At 37.4% G+C, this 19,979-nt stretch carries 19 protein-coding genes; 9 read left to right on the top strand and 10 right to left on the bottom strand.

What is annotated here, in order from left to right:
• Positions 1–282: 282 nt before the first annotated feature.
• Positions 283–834: a hypothetical protein gene (locus BTO08_RS17135; RefSeq protein WP_105061840.1), complete on the top strand. Its 552-nt coding sequence runs from the start codon at positions 283–285 to the stop codon at positions 832–834.
• Between the two features lie 560 nt (positions 835–1,394).
• On the opposite strand, the gene BTO08_RS17130 is transcribed toward BTO08_RS17135, so the two are convergent.
• The 6 genes from BTO08_RS17130 to BTO08_RS17105 form a co-directional block, all read right to left on the bottom strand.
• The gene (locus BTO08_RS17130; RefSeq protein ID WP_105061839.1) at positions 1,395–1,598 is read right to left on the bottom strand and encodes a hypothetical protein; all 204 of its coding nucleotides are present in this window, start codon (positions 1,596–1,598) and stop codon (positions 1,395–1,397) included.
• Positions 1,599–1,839: 241 nt separating this feature from the next.
• The gene (cspE, locus tag BTO08_RS17125) at positions 1,840–2,049 is read right to left on the bottom strand and encodes a transcription antiterminator/RNA stability regulator CspE (RefSeq protein ID WP_005364106.1); all 210 of its coding nucleotides are present in this window, start codon (positions 2,047–2,049) and stop codon (positions 1,840–1,842) included.
• 325 nt (positions 2,050–2,374) lie between these two features.
• Positions 2,375–3,901, bottom strand: a complete 1,527-nt coding sequence (locus BTO08_RS17120; protein ID WP_105061838.1) for a DHA2 family efflux MFS transporter permease subunit — start codon at positions 3,899–3,901, stop codon at positions 2,375–2,377.
• Positions 3,901–4,950, bottom strand: a complete 1,050-nt coding sequence (locus tag BTO08_RS17115; protein WP_105061837.1) for an HlyD family secretion protein — start codon at positions 4,948–4,950, stop codon at positions 3,901–3,903. The genes BTO08_RS17120 and BTO08_RS17115 overlap by 1 nt, the downstream gene beginning before the upstream one ends.
• A 79-nt stretch (positions 4,951–5,029) precedes the next feature.
• The gene (locus BTO08_RS17110; RefSeq protein WP_105061836.1) at positions 5,030–5,473 is read right to left on the bottom strand and encodes an NUDIX domain-containing protein; all 444 of its coding nucleotides are present in this window, start codon (positions 5,471–5,473) and stop codon (positions 5,030–5,032) included.
• A gap of 329 nt (positions 5,474–5,802) precedes the next feature.
• Complete coding sequence (locus BTO08_RS17105; protein WP_105061835.1) at positions 5,803–8,628, bottom strand: FAD-binding and (Fe-S)-binding domain-containing protein; 2,826 nt, start codon at positions 8,626–8,628, stop codon at positions 5,803–5,805.
• Between the two features lie 122 nt (positions 8,629–8,750).
• On the opposite strand from BTO08_RS17105, the gene BTO08_RS17100 reads away from it, so the two are divergent.
• Positions 8,751–9,656, top strand: a complete 906-nt coding sequence (locus BTO08_RS17100) for a LysR family transcriptional regulator (protein ID WP_105061834.1) — start codon at positions 8,751–8,753, stop codon at positions 9,654–9,656.
• Between the two features lie 6 nt (positions 9,657–9,662).
• On the opposite strand, the gene BTO08_RS17095 is transcribed toward BTO08_RS17100, so the two are convergent.
• A complete protein-coding gene (locus BTO08_RS17095; RefSeq protein WP_105061833.1) occupies positions 9,663–10,145 on the bottom strand; it encodes a GreA/GreB family elongation factor in 483 nt (160 codons plus the stop codon).
• Between the two features lie 284 nt (positions 10,146–10,429).
• On the opposite strand from BTO08_RS17095, the gene BTO08_RS17090 reads away from it, so the two are divergent.
• Positions 10,430–10,840 (top strand): hypothetical protein, encoded by a 411-nt coding sequence (locus tag BTO08_RS17090; RefSeq protein WP_105061832.1) that lies wholly within the window; start codon positions 10,430–10,432, stop codon positions 10,838–10,840.
• 84 nt (positions 10,841–10,924) lie between these two features.
• Here BTO08_RS17090 and BTO08_RS17085 read toward each other — a convergent pair whose 3' ends face one another.
• A complete protein-coding gene (locus tag BTO08_RS17085) occupies positions 10,925–11,500 on the bottom strand; it encodes a porin family protein (RefSeq protein WP_105061831.1) in 576 nt (191 codons plus the stop codon).
• Between the two features lie 450 nt (positions 11,501–11,950).
• On the opposite strand from BTO08_RS17085, the gene BTO08_RS17080 reads away from it, so the two are divergent.
• The 6 genes from BTO08_RS17080 to BTO08_RS17055 all read left to right on the top strand — a co-directional run bounded on the left by BTO08_RS17080 (position 11,951) and on the right by BTO08_RS17055 (position 17,498).
• On the top strand, positions 11,951–12,562 hold the full coding sequence (locus BTO08_RS17080) for a hypothetical protein (protein WP_105061830.1): 612 nt from the start codon (positions 11,951–11,953) through the stop codon (positions 12,560–12,562).
• 973 nt (positions 12,563–13,535) lie between these two features.
• Positions 13,536–14,051: an SRPBCC family protein gene (locus BTO08_RS17075; RefSeq protein WP_105061829.1), complete on the top strand. Its 516-nt coding sequence runs from the start codon at positions 13,536–13,538 to the stop codon at positions 14,049–14,051.
• A 176-nt stretch (positions 14,052–14,227) separates the two neighbouring features.
• Entirely contained in the window at positions 14,228–14,761 is a 534-nt protein-coding gene (locus BTO08_RS17070; RefSeq protein ID WP_105061828.1) for a GNAT family N-acetyltransferase, read from the top strand.
• A gap of 82 nt (positions 14,762–14,843) precedes the next feature.
• Positions 14,844–16,037, top strand: coding sequence for an L-2-hydroxyglutarate oxidase (lhgO, locus tag BTO08_RS17065; protein WP_105061827.1), 1,194 nt, complete (start codon positions 14,844–14,846; stop codon positions 16,035–16,037).
• 57 nt (positions 16,038–16,094) lie between these two features.
• On the top strand, positions 16,095–16,400 hold the full coding sequence (locus BTO08_RS17060; RefSeq protein WP_105061826.1) for a DUF1289 domain-containing protein: 306 nt from the start codon (positions 16,095–16,097) through the stop codon (positions 16,398–16,400).
• Between the two features lie 63 nt (positions 16,401–16,463).
• Positions 16,464–17,498, top strand: coding sequence for a hypothetical protein (locus tag BTO08_RS17055; RefSeq protein WP_105061825.1), 1,035 nt, complete (start codon positions 16,464–16,466; stop codon positions 17,496–17,498).
• Positions 17,499–17,580: 82 nt separating this feature from the next.
• Here BTO08_RS17055 and BTO08_RS17050 read toward each other — a convergent pair whose 3' ends face one another.
• Positions 17,581–19,341, bottom strand: a complete 1,761-nt coding sequence (locus BTO08_RS17050; protein ID WP_105061824.1) for a lysophospholipid acyltransferase family protein — start codon at positions 19,339–19,341, stop codon at positions 17,581–17,583.
• 176 nt (positions 19,342–19,517) lie between these two features.
• Positions 19,518–19,853, bottom strand: a complete 336-nt coding sequence (locus BTO08_RS17045) for a hypothetical protein (protein WP_005364081.1) — start codon at positions 19,851–19,853, stop codon at positions 19,518–19,520.
• Positions 19,854–19,979 lie beyond the last annotated feature (126 nt).

Below are 19,979 nucleotides of genomic sequence, written 5' to 3'. Positions count from 1 at the left end.
CTTAAAAACAGCCAACTCTACGTATTTATACGTAAAAGTCCACAATGACGATTAACCACACAAGATACGATTTATGTGAACTCAGAACATTTGATTCATTCTTTATAAGAAGAAATTAGTTGAAATATGAAGCTCCATCTAATGTCATGGAAATGACAACTGTGGTAGGATCCATCGAAATTAGCGCAACAAAAAGTAACTAATGTTACCTAAACGTTAAAAAACAGAATCAAGCACTATTAATGTCATTACTATCAATGACATCACTGAGAGATATTTACATTGGTTGATCTATTAAAAGAAGTATTAGGCTGGACTTCCGTCGTCTTATATATCCTGCTTACTATATTTAACAGCATGAAATTCACTCGCTATGCTGCTTTTGCATCTGCTACAAATGATACTGTTTGGTCAATTCTAATGGGGTGGTGGCCGAAAGTAATTTTAAACCTTTCTGTTAATGCGATTAATACTTATCGCTATGTAAAAGACTTCACCAAAATGGGAAAGGTCATAGTTCACACTCTCGCAGCCATTATGGCGTCAGCTATTATCTATATAACTTACGTTGCTATTAGTGCCTTCATTGCAGAGCCAACGATTACTGTCGCATTACAATATTTAGATTTAGCCGTTATTGTTGCGGCACTTTATATGACATCACTGAAAAATTATCGCATGTTAATGCTGACATCAGGTTTTGTTGGTATGGCAGGATATTATGGCAATCCACAAATGATGATCATTAAAGCACTAGTGATTATTATCATGAGCTACAAACTATATTCGACACGTCATCAGACACAAGAACAACAGCTAGCTGAAAATCACTAATATCTTACTGCTGTTTAATAAGCTGTAGAGCGTAACGTTCTGCAGCTTTTTTATAACTATCAAAACGTTACCTTTCCTTGATCATTCGATGCAGTGCCAAAATCAATTTAGCCCTTTACAAAAACATAAAGAATGACGCTCATCAAGTAAGTAGCCTACATATAGTTTCAATCATGGATACGAATAAATGTGTCAGGATCATCGATAAAATAAGTATGTTGAACATCAAGCCGTCATCGAAGGATCATCATTGAGAGGTGAATACTGTGAGAGAACTGCTTTTTATCGTGATGATATGTAATGACGTCATTGAATGCACTTTATCGCATCAGTGTGGCATTAAATGTTTTTATTAACGAGGAGGAGAAGTTGCAGAATAGCCAAGGCAAGAAGTGATTGTTGTTGGCAATAGTGGGAAAGTAAAGGAAGCGTATGTTAGCCAACATAGCTATAGAAAAGTGATGATTTTTACATACTACGGTTGTTAGTTTAAGGCAGACAACCCTATCTGCCTTTCTATTTCAAATAAACCATGACTAGTAAGCATGTTATTCCAAACCTTAATCAATAATTGAAAAGTGTCCAATCTCTTTATTATTGTGATTAGTAATAATGCCTTTTTCTGATTGTTCACAATACGTAAAATTAACATCTAATGTATCTAGCTTACCGTTAATTAAAACATGTCGGCGCAATACATCACTATTTAACTGATGCACAGATGCATTCCAGCTAAGATCATTAACGTTGAAGTTGATAATCATAATATACCTCTTTAAATTGTAGCGTTGATGAATTCTAGCTATGACAATAGTAAAGCTAAATATCAACAGTTTTATAGCATGATGAATTTTTAATGAAGATTATGAGTACGGCGATTAGCAAAACTGCTAGGGGTGAAACGAAGATGAGTAAAGTATTTTGAAGAGTGTAACGCAGAAGGAGTTTTTTAATTAAGTGGTGTAACAAGTTACACCACTTAGAAATCTTATAGAAACTATAAAATTAAAGAGCTACAACGTTTGCAGCTTGAAGACCTTTTTGGCCTTGCTCTACTTCAAAAGACACTTTTTGGCCTTCAGCAAGAGTTTTGAAACCTTCAGAAGCGATAGCACGGAAGTGAACGAATACGTCAGCACCGCCGTTGTCTTGAGTAATGAAACCAAAACCTTTCTCTTCGTTGAACCACTTAACGATACCAGTTGACTTAGACATAATGTGTCCCTTATATAAAATTCATAGAAAATATCGCAAAATTGCGATGCACTGAAAGCTTGAATTATTAAATACGATGAAGCGAAGGAAACACAAAGGTACAACTAAACGAAGATACTTCTGGAGATTTTCTTTAACTTAACTCTTTATTAATAACTCTGAACAACAGAGCGAAGACATAATCACATTAAACGTATTGACTGTAAACTGTTTTTTATGAAAAAACCCAAAATAAATTATAACTCACTGATTTTAAATTACTTAAAATACATATCACCTATAAAAAAGCAGATCATTATTGATCTGCTTTTTTCCTATCACTCGATTAATGTATATTTACGTTCTTAGGCACTGATTGTGTTTTCTTAAACTTGAACAGTGTTAAGAGAGGTAACAGCACAATGTAAGAGACAAAAATAAATCCAAAGGTATAAACAAAAGCAAGCAATGTTGACTGCTGATGTAATAGCTCACTAATTTGGGCGATAAAATGAGGATCCGTCACAGTTGTATGCTGCATCATTGCCTGCTGTTGTAACTGCGGATTACTCAACGTCAAATCCGCACCTAAAGCATGCCACTCTCGTTGCTCTGTACGTGTAAAATACGTATTAACAATAGAGATACCAAATGAACCACCAATCGTTCGACAGAGGTTGAAAATAACCGCACCGCCGACTGTATTTTCGTGGCTTAATGTTCGATATGCCATTTGGCTTAATGGTGCGAATACAAGCCCCATCCCTAATCCCTGAACAATCGATGGCATTAATACCCAGTAATAATCAATATTCATTGAATACTGCATCATTAAGTATGTACCAAGGATATTAAAACCAAGCCCTACTGCCACTAACATACGAGGATCGAGACGATCCATAAATCGGGCAATCACCAGCAACACAATCGCTGAAGTTAATCCCCTTGGCGCCATGGCGAACCCTGTTGCTTCTACTGGGTAATGCAGTAACTGTTCTAGCATCATAGGTTGTAATTGGGTAATACCAAACATCCCCATAGAGAAACCAGCCATCATTAAACAAGAAACAGCAAGGTTTCTATCTTTAAGCAGCCACATAGGAGCGACATCGCCTTTCGTGATCCATGAGCGCGCGATAAAGAAAACCCACGCGACAACACTTATCACTGCAGAGAACAAAATAAGGTTAGATTCAAACCACCCTTCTTCATTACCTCTATCTAATACCATTTGTAACAGCCCAATACCGATAGTCATACCTATCACTAAAGGCCAGTCTAATTTGCTCTTACCGCGTCCATCTAACTTCACAAAGAAATAAAGTAGGGATAAACAAATCAAACCAATAGGCACATTAACGTAGAAAATCCAGCGCCAATCCATATTCTCGGTAATGATACCGCCAACAGTAGGACCTAAAATAGGCCCTAATAAAATCCCGACACTGAATAACGCCATTGCTTTACCACGTTCTTCAGGCGGATAGATTTGCACCATGATAGATTGTGATAATGGGATCACTGATGCGCCAAACGCACCTTGGAATATTCGAAAAATGACCATTTCGGCAAGGCTATCAGCCTGTCCACATAATGCAGACATAACCACAAAACCAGCAACCGAAAAGAGTAATAATTTACGCACTCCAAACTTAAGCGCCAAATAGCTCGCTAAAGGGATGAAGATCGCTTCCGCCATCGAATATGAGGTTAACACCCATGTTACTTGCTCTGAAGTTACGCCTAACGCTCCCATCATATGAGGCAAAGCAACATTCGCGATAGTCATGTCTAGCAGCACCATGATGGCGGATAGCATGACAGCAAAAGTGATCAACAACCGATTGGCTGGCGTTAACGTAGCACCTGTCATTACTTAGTCTCTGCTAACGTATCAATAGTGACTTCCGCACTCGCTCCAACACGAAGTAAAGGCTTGCCTTTTAAATCATCAAACTGAATACGCACAGGGAAACGTTGAGGTACTTTAACCCAGTTACCCGTTGCATTTTCTGGAGGGAGTAATGAGAACGATGAACCACTTGCTGGTGATAAAGCAACAATGTGACCTTGATATGTCACATCTGGGTACATATCTAAAACGATACTGGCTTTCATACCAGGTTTTAATAAACCAATCGATTTTTCTTTGTAATTAGCTTGAAGCCACGCCGTATTATCTTCAATCAGAGGCATGACAGATAACCCAGGCGATACAATACTGCCAGGACGCACACTCACCTTACCTAAACTACCGTCATGGGGAGCATAGATATTGGTATAGGATAAATTCAACGTTGCTTGGCTTAATGCTGCCGCCGCTTGTTTAACCTGAGGCGCTTCATCACCTTTAGCACCTTGCTGGTTAATTAACTGGCTCATATTTGCACGCGCAGCTTCTAATGCCGTTTGAGCAGAAGCTAATTTAGCTTTAGCATCATCACCTTGCTGTAAAGGTAATAATTTGCGATTCACTAAATCCATCACTCGACGATAACTTTTTTGCACATCAACAAGTGTCGCGTCTGCTGATCGTACATTAGCACTTGCCGCTAAAATCGCATCATCTGTCGCTTTATTTTTTTGTGTGGCAACTTCATACGCAGCTTTTGCTTTTTCTAACTCTATTTCAAAAGGAGCAGGATCAATCGATAATAATAAATCGCCTTCCGCCACATGTTGATAATCATCCACATTGACCGTAAGAACTTTGCCACTAATTTGTGGGGCAACATATAAAACATTGGCGTGTATATAGGCATCATCTGTCGCCGGATATAACTTTTGATGACGAATATAAAAATACCCAGCCGTCCCTAACAGTGCAGCTAAAAGTACAAAAATAAATAAATTGCGGAACAGATGTGAATCATTTTCTGGCGTCTGAAGTTGTTCAGACGGCGAGTTATCAGTCGTTGCCATTAAAATATCCTATTTAGCTGAAATATCGCTAAATTTGAGTCTAGATGATAAATATATATTGTTGTAATCAATCACGTATTTACAATTCACTGCCCCAAAATGCAGGTTGGGATTTTGTAAATTCTAATTGCGAAGACATTAGCCACTCTCTTAATGCTAATGGGTATAAATTACTCGTTACCAGATCTTCTTTTTTTAACCATAAATAATCGATATGAGCTTCACAACTTTTAATAGTCTCAAGATTATTATCTGCATCTGATGACAATAAAAATAATAAGCATAGTTCAGTATTTAATTCTTGCCCTATATGCCAGTTGTTTTCTACTGCACCCAAAAAACAATCAATGTTAACCTTTAAGTTCGCTTCTTCATTCAATTCTCGAATCACCGTTGTCGCTGCTGATTCTTTTGCATCAATATGTCCACCAGGTAAAAATGTTTTATCATCACCTTTAACTCGTGTCACAAGCACTGCATCATCGTTAATTAAAATACCGCGAGCAGTTGAGTGAAAATGCATATTAAACCCTTTTTATTATGTGGGATTTATAATCCATAGCTGAATATTCACTCATAGTTAAAGAGTAATAACGTATAAATTACAAATCCGAAAATAACCTATTGGCTAATCTATTCTATATATATAAATAGAGTAAGAGTTCTAATAGTATACGAAAAAACAACATGTTCTCTTAACTTTCAGCTAATCATTTATGCAATGTAATATATCGAAATAAGACATTCAGAATATCATTCTAAGCAAACAGCAGTATTTTATAAGTCGCCCTAACTAAACATAAAAAAACGCTGATACTTTCATATCAGCGTTTTTATTTAAAAAATCATCACTTACATACTGACTTTATCAACTAAATATAGAATTGAGCGATATTCTATTCCGCTATGTTCAGATAGCCCTAACTCACAAGTACGACTATTTGAATAACCTTCAGTACAGTCTACAGGTACTTGACGTTTTAAAGGCGCTAGTGAACTTGCGTTAAGTTCTGGTTTGGTAAAACCTTTATCGCCAGCAAAACCGCAGCAGGTAATGTCATCTGGAATAATCACTGTCTTCGCACAAGCTTTCGTGACTTTTTCCATCACCCCAGCTAACCCTTTACGGCGTGAAGTACAGGTAATGTGTAACATCACAGGCTCTTCTTGCTGTGTTATGGCTAATTTGGGCAATACATAATTTGCGACAAATTCAAAAGGCTCGTAGATTTTAATTTCACTACGCAGTGTTTCTTTTCCTGTACTTGCACAAGGGCTGGTATCCATTAATACAGGATAGGTTCCTTGGCTAGATGCTTCCCATAACGCATTTTCTAATTGCTGTGCTTTTTTCGCTGCTGTTTCAGGAAAACCTTTACTGGTATATGGCATACCACAACATTGATTGTTTAAATCCTTCGGGATAACAACTTCATAGCCCGCTTTTTCAAGCAGAGAAATCGTCACATCGACTAATGGTCGAGGATCTTTCGCATTCGCTTCAGTCCCCATTGTACGCGCGGAGCAACTCGGGAAATAAACTATCTTTTCTCGACCCACTTTTTTAACTTTCAACATTTCTGTTGATTTTACCGCTACAGGCATATGTGAAGACCACATCGGAATACGATGACCCGATAAGTCATAAGCAGCCTTCGTCAACTTGCGCATCTTATTAGTGCCAAGTACTTTATGCATACCATTTGCGACAGTTAAACCAGTTTTAGCTACTGACGTAACGGTTGAAAAATGATCCGCAGTCCAGTTAGCAATTTGTTTTGCTTTATCTGTATGGTTTTGACGTAATTTACGAACAAGATCGCCAGTATTAATCCCGACAGGACAACGATCAGCACATAATCCCGTTGCAGCACAGGTATCTAGGCCGTAATAACGATAGGTTTTTTCCATCTGAGCAAGACGGCTAGGATCTTCGTTAGTTTTTCTTAAGCGTGAAATCTCACGAAATACTGTATTTCGTTGGCGTGGTGTTAACGATAAATTACGAGAGGGACAAACAGGCTCACAGAAACCACATTCAACACACTTATCAATTAACTCATCCGCTTCAGGCATCCCTTTTAAGTTTTTGATATGTGATTCTTTGTCTTCATTGATGATCACACCTGGGTTTAAAATGCCGCGCTTATCAAAAATGCGTTTAATATTTTGCATTAATTGATAACCATCAGCGCCCCACTCAAGCTCGATAAACGGCGCCATATTACGCCCAGTACCATGCTCAGCTTTTAAAGATCCTTTATAATCAACGGCCACTAACTGAGCCACTGCATCCATAAAATCACTATAACGCGTTATTTCTTCTTGGCTATCAAATGACTGAGTGAATACAAAGTGTAGATTTCCCGCTAATGCGTGACCAAAAATGATCGCTTCGTGGTAATTGAACTGAGTAAATAACTCCTGTAGTTCACGTACAGCAGGGGCTAATTGTTCAATCGGAAAGGCAACATCTTCAATGATAACTGTGGTTCCAGTCTCTCGCACTGCCCCCACAGATGGGAATAGCTCTTTACGGATCCCCCATAACTGCTCACAGATTTTGGTATCACGGCTAAAATCAACCTGAGCAATCGGTGAGAAACCATTAATGATAGCTAGCAACTGTTCAATTTGTTGCTGTAATGCAGCCTCATTCTCAGCATGAATTTCAATCAATAATGCCGCGGCTTCAGTATCACCTTTTTCACCAAGCTCTGCGATAAAACTTGGCATTCCCGGCTTGTCGGCAACAGAAGCTAAAGAACGGCTATCCATTAATTCAACCGCAGCGACTGAAGTTTTACTCAACTCACTTACCGCAAGGCAAGTAATTTCAATATCGCTAAAAACAAACAACCCAGATGCTTTGTGTGCATGGTTTACAACTGTGTTATAAGTTACGTCAGCAATAAAACCTAATGTGCCTTCTGAACCAATGAAAAGGTGTTGCAAAACGTCAATTGGATCATCAAAGTCAATCAGTGAATTAAGACTATAACCTGTGGTGTTTTTTAAACGGTACTTATGGCGGATTTTATCAGCTAGTTCGCTATCTTCCTGACACTGGGTGACAAGTGTCATCAACTCATCAATCATTTCTGCATGACTGAGTTTAAAAGCCTCAACACTGGTACTATCTAACGTATTTAGTACTGTGCCGTCAGCTAATACAACCGTCATCCCTGCAACTGTGCGGTAACTATTTTCTGAAGTACCACAGCACATACCTGATGCATTGTTAGCAACAATACCACCAATTTTACAGGTATTGATTGAGCCTGGATCTGGGCCAATTTTACGACCAAATGGCGCTAAATAAGCATTAACTTCAGCACCAATAATCCCCGGCTGAAGCCAAATCTGTTCACCATCATTTAGTATCTCATAATCACGCCAATTTCGAGTCAGCGTGATTAACACAGAATCGGACTGGGCTTGGCCAGATAAACTAGTACCAGCGGCTCTAAATGTCACTGGAATTTGGCGCTCATAGCACGTTTTAACGGCAAAGATCACCTCTTGCAAATTATCCAGTTGAAGGACAACTTGAGGCGTTAAACGGTAAAAGCTGGCATCGGTACCATAGGCCAGTGCGAGTGTTGGATCGGTGATAATGCGACTTTTATCTATTTGTTGTTCTAGTTGCGCAATCAGTTCAAGGTAGGGCTGCTGCATCATGGCTCCATGTATGTATACGAGTTAATCGTTTTATTTTTTATAGGTATATTCTACTTTGCTCTGCATAGTTGATATATATTGCCTAATTCACATGTTTGTTGAAAAAAGTACACTAATAGATGAAGACAACGAATAATCTACTCCTTTTTTACCATCTAATTGATAAAGGCTCCTTTAGCAAGGCTGCCGATCATATTGGCTTAACAAAATCGGTGGTAAGCAAACGTATCACAGCACTTGAACAAGCGTTAGGCGTTCAGCTTATTTATCGGACTACGCGCAAATTGACACTGACAGAAGCCGGTGATGTTTTTTATCATCATGCGAGAGAAGTCTACAATGCGGTTCAAAATGCAGAAGATGCAATGAGTGGATTGGGTGAAAGTCTAACAGGTAAGATCCGTATTACAGTCCCTACCATTTCTGGCGAGCTTATTTTACCCGAAGCAATTGCAGCGTTTAGCCGTCAATATCCTGATATTCATATTGAAATGGATCTCGACAATCGCTTTGTTGATTTAGTACAGGAAGGATTTGATATTGCGATAAGAACAGGTGCAATGCCAGATTCAAGCTTAATTGCCCGTCAATTAGTTCAAGCTCGCTGGGTGATATGTGCATCCCCCTGTTATATCAAGCAATACGGCATACCAACACAACCTTATGATTTAGAAAAACATAACTGTCTGGGTTATAGCTTTCAAGAAACAGGGGCGAACGAATGGCTAATTGAAGATACATTAGGTATTCATACCGTTAAAGTAAAAGGCAACTTTACCACTAATAACGCTTCTGCTTTGCGAGGCGCGGCACTACACGGACAAGGCTTGGTCTACATTCCCAAAGTATTAGTCGCTGAAGATCTAAAAAAAGGTGACTTGGTTGAAGTGCTAACTGATTATGTTGCGAAATCATTAGGCATTTATGCGGTATATCCGTATACCAAGCAGCAACCAATGAAAGTAAAGCTCTTTATTGAGCATATTTATCAGTATTATCAAAAATACCGAGATACCTTTAAATAAAATGATTTAATTGATCGCCATGACTTCGTACCAAGTGACTTTATCACCAATATGAACATCGACTTCTTCACCGATCTCACGACCTATCAATGCATCACCAAATGGCGAAGTTGGTGTCACTATCGTGACAGAATACTGATCAAACGTTACGACTAGTCCACCAGAACTGGGACCCAGAAAAACAAAACGCTTGTTATCGTCTTCATCAGCTAACGTTACAATATGCCCAAGTAGCACAGTATCAAAGGCTTTAGGTAAGTTAGCTTGTAATACTTGATAAGCTGTTATATCGGCTTTGCACTCTTCTACTCTTTGTGCCTGACCATGCGCTAAATAAGACGCTTCAAGTGCCAATGTGTCATATTGATTTTCCGCAACATTTTCATCATCAGTAGCCGTATTATAGGCACGTAAAGCTGCTTCAGTCGCCGCTTCTAATGTTTGTTGTAACCTAATTTGTACCTGATTTAATAACTTCTGCTTATTCACTATTACTGCCTATGATCTCAAACGCGCCATATCATAATACGACTTTGTATGAATTCATATTTTCGTCATTGTGTATCTTCCTAAAAAGCGACTTATCTAGAACAAGAGCCCCCTAAAAGAGCATTTAACGAACAATTAAAAGTAACATAGACAGATGTAATGACTAAAGATATCGTTTAATCGTTGGCGAAAAATCACTAGCAATTGTCGTGTACTCTCAAAACAAAATAAAACAGTCTGTTAAAGTAACCACAGCTTTAATAAAACAACAAAAGGTACACTCAATGATAGAATCAAGAACTCCTGACTGGGATAATATAAAAACTTACGAAAAGCTATATCAGGAAATATTAGTCAATCCTGATACATCAAAGTTTCATCATTATTTTACGGAAGATTGCTATATCAATATTAACGATAAAGAATATGATGCTGATGCTTTTAAGCAACGTATGGCCTGGTTGAAAAAGAATGCAAAGGTTAAAGTTGAAGTAATTAACTTTTTTACCTCAAAAGACGGCACTAAGATAACAGACACGCATTTATCTCACTCCATAGATGCAGAAGGAATCAAGAGAACTTTTCGTGTTATGCAACAATCCGAACTTGAAAATGGCAGGATAAAAAGATTTATCGACAATACATTTATGCTTAGTGGTAATGATTCAGATTATAGTATTACAACAAATAAATGATTTTATTGCTTATCTTTTGGCTTCTACATCGCATAGCACCCCACTTTAGGTGAGGTGCTAAGTTTTTATAAAAGATTAAATTTATTAGAATTTATAATCAACACTCCAAACGACTTGCTCTGTTCCTTTTAAACGAACACCATCTGTTTTGTAATTTTGATCAAGGTAACGGTATGTAAGATCTGATGAAATATTATCCGTTAGCTGAACCATTGCACCTAGCTGCCCACCCCATACAAAATCAGTGGAGCTATTTTTAAACGATTCTTCTGAAGTCTTAGCAGTTAATTTATTATGAGCAGCACCCATTGACGCACCAGCAAAAAGGTTAATATTAGAAGTGACTGGTACTAGGTAATCATAAGAAACTAAAAATAAATCTTGCTTATGCTTAGCCTTGATAGTTTCTTCTCCAGGCTCAACCATATTGAACTTATCTTTCTTATAACCGTAAGTTGCCATTAAGCGGTGATGGTTATCGACAATTACACCACCACGGATTTGGTAGCTAGCATCTTCACTATGCATTTTAGCAGCGTCTTTAAAGTTATCTAATTGATAACCCACACCACCACCCATAAATGTTTCAACATTTGTTGCCATCGCTGGTGCTGATACAATGCCTGCTAATACCAATGTAGATAAAATAGACTTTTTCATGATTTTATTCCTAACTTATTGTTATAAATGAAAGTCATTAACCTAAGGGGAAGGTTAATTGGCTTTCAAAATGCCTTTGCCTTTTCGTTAGCAACAAAACTAAAGCATTTCTCCTGTATGAAAACTTAACGAATAAAACACTATTTTATTAACTAAATGCAAACTGAATGAGGTTAAGTTTAAGCGCCTAAAAAGCCCTTCAAGTGTAAGTATTTATTTCAAAATACATGACAATCCATATAAACAATAAAATATAAAGTCGCCTTCTAGTTCATCACTATGCTTTTTATTTATCACATAGGCTGTCAGCTAATGACTTTTGTGAATAAATGCTGCATTTATGTTGAGCTTGGTTCCAAAATAGTCTTTCGCCATTTACTCTAATCACAAAAATTTATTACTAATAAAGTAATAATTAAAGTTCACCGCTTTAAACACGATAGCGATAGTATGGACATAACTCGTAAACAGCCAAACTCAAGCATTACGAATAACGAAATCATGAAAAAACAATTAAAAACAAGATTTACTCTGCATCTGGTAGCCACTTTCTTATTGCTAGGAAGTTCTGCGCCGCTGTATGCACTATCACCTATTCACTTACTGAACTATGTCGATTCATATGGCAATGTCTCATTAAGAAATAGTGGAGATATACAATTACCCGATCCTCTTGTGATCACTGGTAATTTGAATCTTGAAAAGAGCAAGATTTCACAACTTCCACGCAGCCTGACTGTAAATGGTAATCTTAATCTTGCTTACACTGAAGTTGAGTATCTACCATTGCTATTTAACGTCGATGGTTTCGTCAACCTTGCCCATTCAAAAATTAAAGAACTTAACTATGGTATGAGAATCAAGGGAGATCTCAGCTTAATGGGAACTGAGATCCAAACGCTTCCAGATAACCTCTATGTAAAAGGGGATTTATACTTAAACAATAGCAAAATAACTAAACTCCCAAATCAAATCATCGTTGACGGCGATATCCATATTAGAGGCACTCAAATAACAAGCATTCCAGATAATGCAAAAATAAAAGGTCGTATTATCAATTAACAAGTCATTGGATTATTTTATATTTTAAAATGGCAATCGTTTGCTTTTTAATTTACATACCAAGTTAATATAGCTAAATGCGAGTTTTAAATATAAGAAAGCCAGAAATATTCATTTATTTCTGGCTACTGATACTCAATAAGTCTTTAAAATAACATTATTAAGATTTTGAACATTTAACGGGGAATTTGCTAAATGTATAAGACTTCCTGAATCACCTAGAAGAAAGCCTTTCTGTCAGCATTGATTATGCTTTTTCAACTTTAGTAGTTTGATTTTTATAGTAAAACCACTGTCTACGGTTACGTGTTTTCATTTAAAACCTCTCATTAATCTTATATGAGCAAGGTTGATATCACTAGAATTAATACCGTTCTTACTCTTTACTTATCTGCTCTACTTAAACAACTTGATGTGACATAAACATGACACCGCAATAGTTTTTTTGTGAACATCTTTTTTATTAATATATCTTAGGCTGCGAGCTATCAAAAAAGTTCACAGTAGATTATTAAAATGATTTTTATAGATATGGGTTCGATAGGAAGTGTTGAAATGCAACCATAGCTAAATATTATCAGCTACGTTTTCTAACTTAAAAAACCTCGAACAATTTATATCGACAACTCAATATATGTATCTTTCGCTCATTTGACAACCACTAAAGTAGATTTTTTTTGTGATTCAACTCTTTATTTTATTATACAAGTGATCATATCCTATTAACGATGACCTTAACTCATTGCAAATTAAGTATATTTTTATAGAAATCGGCTGTTTATATCGACGTTCTATCCTGTCAAAAATTTAATTAAAACTGCCAACATTCACTTTTTATTGTTAATACTATTACCAATCCATTCCTTTAAGAACTATCAGTGAGGAATAAAATTCCCCCAAAGCGTGCACTTTAACTTCCAACAAACGTTTGTTAATGGTATGTTAAATACAACTAAGTACTATGGAGACGATAATGACGATTCATACAGTTACTTTAGAGGTAACCGCGAATGTGCCTAAAACCGTTCTCTTTGCATTACTTTCTGATCACGCTAAATTAGGACGTTTTTTTAATGCTAAGTACTCGTTGATTCGCTCAGGAAAACCAGAGGTTAATGGAATTGGTGCTATACGAGAGGTAATTCAAGGGCCATTTACATATCAAGAACAAATTATTGATTTTAAAGAAAATGAACACATTCACTACCAAATAATTCAGGGTGCGCCAGTGAATGAACATGGCGGGTGGATAAAATTTAAAAGTATCAATGCAACCCAAAGTAAAATTCATTATCACATTACTTTTTCCCCTAAAATTAAAGGTACAGGCTGGTTAATTAAGTTTCAAATACAGAATTTTTTAAAACAAGCACTAGCAAACGTAATCCAACACAGTGAGGATATGTGGAGATCCACAACGACAGTGAACGCTTATTCACGTAATACCACTTCGAAAAAAAACATTCCAACCAAAGCCCGCATCAAATAATCACATCAGCATAATCGCGATCAATTCTACATTTTTGATTTTCTCTACTCATAAACATGCCTCTTATTACGCGATCTTTGATCAAATCGAGGACGTACATATCAAAATACGTTTTAATAGCTCAATAATATGCCTTTAATTGCATTTCATGACTACGTTGAGAGGTCGTTGAGACTATGTACCAATCACAACCGCAACTAACAACTGACAGATTAATTCTTCGCCCGCTACAATTATCAGATGCAACAAAAATTCAACATTTAGCAGGCAATATCGATATTGCCAATAGTACTATCAGTGTCCCTCATCCCTACTCTGACGGTATGGCGGGTAAATGGATTGGTAAGCATTTAGGTGGTTGGCTCACCCAGAGCTCAGCGATCTTTGCGATAACGTTAAAAGCAAATCACCAACTGGTTGGCTGTGCTGGACTTGAAAATATACAAAACGGTAGTGGTCAATTGGGTTATTGGATTGGTGTACCTTACTGGGGGAATGGATATTGTACTGAAGCGGTTGAACGTATTAAAGAGTTTGGTTTTAACCGATTACATCTCAAACATATTTATGGTCGCCACAGTAAAAGCATCACAGATCCTGCAAAGGTTATGCTAAAAGTGGGTATGTGCCCTGTTGATAAACTTTCTATTGCTTCTATAGACAATATAAATGATGACATTTCACTGTATGAGATCACAACCTCAGCATGATACCTACTTAATAACGACTCCGTATAGTAAATAGCCTTATGATAACTCTCATCACGCATCACCATATCAATGGGAGGTTTTAGTGTTAGATTGTGACTTTCTAGTTATTGGGGCTGGAATAATTGGATTAAGTACGGCATGGGAACTGCAACAACGTTTTCCCCAAAAAAAGATATGGGTTATCGAAAAAGAAGTTCATGAAGCTTTCCATCAAACAGGCCACAATAGCGGTGTCATACATGCTGGTATTTATTACCCTCCAGGCAGCTTAAAAAGTGATTTTTGTCTTCGTGGTAATCAAGCTATTAAAGCCTTTTGTAATGAATTTGATATTCCTTTCGAGCAATGCGGAAAGTTAGTCGTTGCCACAAACACTACCGAGCAACAACGATTACAACAACTAGCATTACGGGCTGCTCACCTTGATATTAATATCACCCTTCTTGATCAGCATGCACTGAAACAACAAGAGCCTAACATTACAGGCATTAGTGCTATTTTTGTTCCAGATTCTGCCATCGTTAATTATCGTTTGATTTGTCAAAAACTTGTTGAGTTGATCCGACAACACAACGGCCATGTTATTTTTAATCAAACCGTTAAAGCAATAGAAGAAAAAACTGATAGCATTGCTATTAAATGTAAAACGAAAACATTCTTAGCGGGTAAATTAATTGCGTGTGCCGGACTACAATCCGATAGAATTGTTTCTATGCTTGGTACTCAACCCTCATTTTCTATTATTCCTTTTAGAGGCGATTACTACCAACTCCCAAACAAGCACAACGAGCAAATAAACCATTTAATCTATCCTGTCCCAGATCCCACCTTGCCTTTTCTAGGGATCCACTTAACCAAAATGATCGATGGCAGCATTACTGTTGGGCCCAATGCCGTCCTCAATTTTGCGCGTGAAGCGTATGATTCACCAATGTTTAACCTTAAAGATAGCTTGGACTTACTTAGCTTTAAAGGGCTATATCCTCTGCTATATAAACACTTATCATCAGCATTAACAGAGTTTACTCAAGCAGTATGGAAACCCTCTTATTTAGCTAAAGTGCAGAGCTATTACCCTCAATTAACAACCTCTGATTTACAACCTTACCCTTGTGGGATACGAGCTCAAGCGGTGAGTAAAAAAGGTCAACTGATTGATGATTTTATGTTTCATCAAACAGCATTAAGTCTTGTTGTATGCAACGCACCCTCACCAGCTGCTACGTCATGTTTTCCTATCGCTCAGTATATTGTTGATAAGCTACGCTATGAGTAAGTGATGTTTTTGATATACTCGCCAGCATCAAAAATTAACGTAATAAGGGATCTTGTAGTGAAAAGCCCATGTGTTGCCAAGTGTAAGAATAGTGATGGTATCTGTAGTGGTTGCTTACGCACCATGAAAGAAGTTATCGAATGGCAAAACTTTGATGAGACCAAGCGAGAATCAGTTATGGCTGAAATTAAAGGGCAACCTGATACTCATTCTTGCCCTGAATGTCATGAGCCCGCTCATTGCGATATTAGTGCAGGAAAGGCAACGTGTTGGTGTTTCGAATTAGATAAACGCGATACTTCAGATTGCCCTTCAGGACACTGCTTATGTCGTCAGTGTTTATCAAAGCAACCTCTCGCTTAATAATAAATGGCGTTCTAACTTATTTAGATCGCTTTGCACGCCTTTTGTTACTAGGACAGTGAAATGACACTTAAGCTTAATAAAAGAAAAGCACAAATCCTTGATGAAGCCATTACGCACTGGGAACAAGAAAAACTTGTAAGTATGGAACAAAGTGAACACTTACGACAAAGTTATCAAGTTGCAAATTTTGACTGGAAACTGCTTGCTGTTTATTCATTCTGGATAGCTATTGCTTGTTTTATCCTCTCCGTCATTTTATTAGTTGCTGATAACTATTTAATGTCGTTATTGGCCAAATTGATTAATACTCCTGCCAGTGTTTTAACTATTTTTACTGCGTTTTTATCCGCTGCTTTATACTATCTCGGCGTTAGAAGACGTACTAAGTTCCCTGAGAAAAGTATTAGCAATGAAGCAATTTTCTTTTTTGGTGTTTTACTCACGGCTGTTTCTGTCGGTTTTTTAAGTAAAACAGCATTCGCTGAACATTGGCGAGAAAGTCTATTTATTGCTATTCCTGCCATCATCTATTGTGGGTTAGGTATCAAGTTAAGATCAGTTTTAATTTGGTTATTTTTCTTATTAAGTGCGGGGCTTTATTTACTCTCAGAAACGTCCTATTTAAGTGATAGCCATTACCTCTTTTTAGGAATGAATATTCCGCTGCAATTTACTTGTTTTGGCGCCATCATTATCTTAATTAGTCTATTTTTTCCAAAAATAAAAATAGTAAAAACACTAACAGAAGCAACGCGTTTTGCTGGACTGTTCTATTTTTTCACTTTTTTATGGCTACTGACTATATTCGGAAACTATGACAGTTTTCATGAGTGGTCACAGATAAAACAAGTGGAATTATGGGCATGGAGCCTTTTAGCTTTGGCTTGTTGTACTATCGCAATTGTTATTGGCATAAAAACTAATGATGTTATGACGCGTGCATTTGGTATTACTTTTATGTTAGTTGTGCTGTATACCGAGTATTTCACGTATTTTTGGGGCGAGATCCATAAAGCACTTTTCTTTGCGATACTTGCACTTAGCTTTTGGTTTATCGGAACACGAGCTGAAAAGTTGTGGCAACCTAATCAGTAAATAACACACATTCTCCCTCACCATGAAAATGGGATAGCTTGATAGTAAAGCTATCCCATTATGAAAATAATCGCTCCAATCGCTATCGATGATAGGCAATATATTGCTTGGTCTTTTTTAGCCCCATATACTTAGCAAGCGTCTTTTCTGCTACCTGACGTAAATCAACCACAATTAAACCATCCAAAGCATCGTTAAAAGCAGGATCAACATTAAAGCAAAGTAGCTTGCCATTTAAGCCTAGATATTGCCTTAGTAAAACAGGAACTCCTTTGTTGTCGTTATCTAATCGACTCACAACTTTTGAGAGTAGTTGGATATCAGTAAGCGCTGCCAATATATCAGGATGATGATAACAACGATCCCCTTTCGGCAAAGGATAACTAGGCTTTACCAACGTTGCTACCTGCTGATCGTAATGGTGCACCTCTAGACTAGCGGCTAATAACTGGCGGGCTTCTAAACTATAGTCATTACTTATACTCACTGGGCCAAATAAGTGCGTATATTGAGGATGACGATATACAAATTCGCATATACCTTTCCACAGTAACAATAGTGCGCTAAGACTACGCTGATAAGGCTGAGCAACAAAAGAGCGCCCTAACTCTAATGATTTACCTAACTGTTTCACTAACGCTTGATCATAATTAAACAAGGTTCTTGAGTATAACCCTTCCATCCCTTGCTGCTGTATGATTTGATCAGATGCTCCTAAACGATATGCACCAACCAACTGCTGTTGTTCTTTATCCCATACGAATAAATGATAATAAAAGTCATCAAAACGATCTAAGTCCAATGCCTTTCCAGTGCCTTCCCCAACAGCCCTAAAATTAACTTCTCGCACTCGACCAATTTCTTTTAATAAATGTGGCGCGTCTGCAGCTGTGGTGCAATAAACATCAAAGCGAGAATTTTCAATAAGCTTCTGATCATGAGGCAAATGTGCAATTTCTGCTGCTAGTAATTGAGCGGGGATAGGAGGATGGATCGTAGCCATTTCAGAGCTCGATACTGGTTCTTGCTTCGTTGACTGAGATAAATAGCTTGAACCTAAAAGATAAGTATTAAGCCTTAAGTAATTAACTAATTGATAGTCATCTTTAATATTCTTCACTTCCGAATAATGTATAGCTTCACCGATCGCTAGCCCTATACATTGTTGGCGTTTATTTAGCATCTCTCGCCCAAGCATCGCAGTACGTAATAATGGATGAATTTTCCCTGCTAAATAAAACTTTTTACTGTTTTCACCATTAATAAAAATTGGAACAACAACCGCTTCATGACGACGAATAAAGCGACTTACGGAGCGATTCCAACTTTTATCGACTAAGCGTTTTTTTTGATCTTTAGTCGATACTTCTCCTGCAGGGAATACCAGTAATAAGCCCCCCTCTGCAAGGTGATGATGTGCTTCTCTTACTGCTTTTGCATTCGCTTTTACTGTGGACTGACTTTCAAAAACATCAACGCCAATGAACAGGGAATCTAATTCAGGCACTGTTTTTAAATATTCATTAGCCAAAATTTTTATATCTGCGCGCACTGAGAGAAGAAGTTCAGCAAGAATAATACCTTCCACACCGCCAAGGGGATGATTGGCAACAATCAACGTTGATCCTTGCTGTGGGATTGTTTGTACCGAGCCTTGTTGGAGTTGATAATCAATTCCTAGCGACTCCAACGCATAACGCAAAAAAGTTGTTCTATCTGAATCAATGGGGCGTTTTAAATAATACTGATTAAGCTGCTTCAGCCCTGTAGCCCATTCAGCCACATTCTCAGCGATACCTAATGGCGTTTTTCTTGGAAGCAAAAAAGGCGTGTTCGTTTCCATACTTTCACCGCAAATCACAGAATTTGATGTCAGTATAAAAAGGATAAATGACGAAGGGGTTTCAATCTGTTGCCGTTTTAATGACAAAAATAAAGCCACTGTTTAAAGTGGCTTTATATCGGTAAATTATTTATAAACACTATCTGTAACAAAGTCGATACTCAAAAATAGATATATTATCTTACTGCTTGCATTTCAAGATTATAAAGACGGATCTCATGTAAGACACGTTCTGTCAAAATTTCATTCATGTTGTCACGAACTGACGCTTGCATTTCCGATATAGCAGGAAATACGTTCTCATGCATTTCATCTAAACATTCCTTTGATACCTTCATTTTTAGATCAAACTCAAAAGATGCTAGAGCCAAAAACTTCTCCATTCGCTCTAAAACGACATCAATCATGTATTGATCTGCATTTAAATCAAGCAGTTCCTGCTCAACAATGGTTTCTAAAGGTGTCCGTTCTCTCGGTTGTTCTTTTACTGGAAAAGTAAGAATATTCGACATAATATCCTCCCATAGACAGTAACTGTGAAGTCCCTAACAAATTTCCCTGTAACAATACCGTTACATTTATCCTATGTGTATTTATTCATTCTGAAAAGCACAATTTTGAAAAAACGTTATAAGTAT

Source organism: Photobacterium angustum, assembly GCF_002954615.1.
Lineage (GTDB): Bacteria > Pseudomonadota > Gammaproteobacteria > Enterobacterales > Vibrionaceae > Photobacterium > Photobacterium angustum_A.
This window is presented reverse-complemented; position numbering and strand designations above follow the sequence as displayed.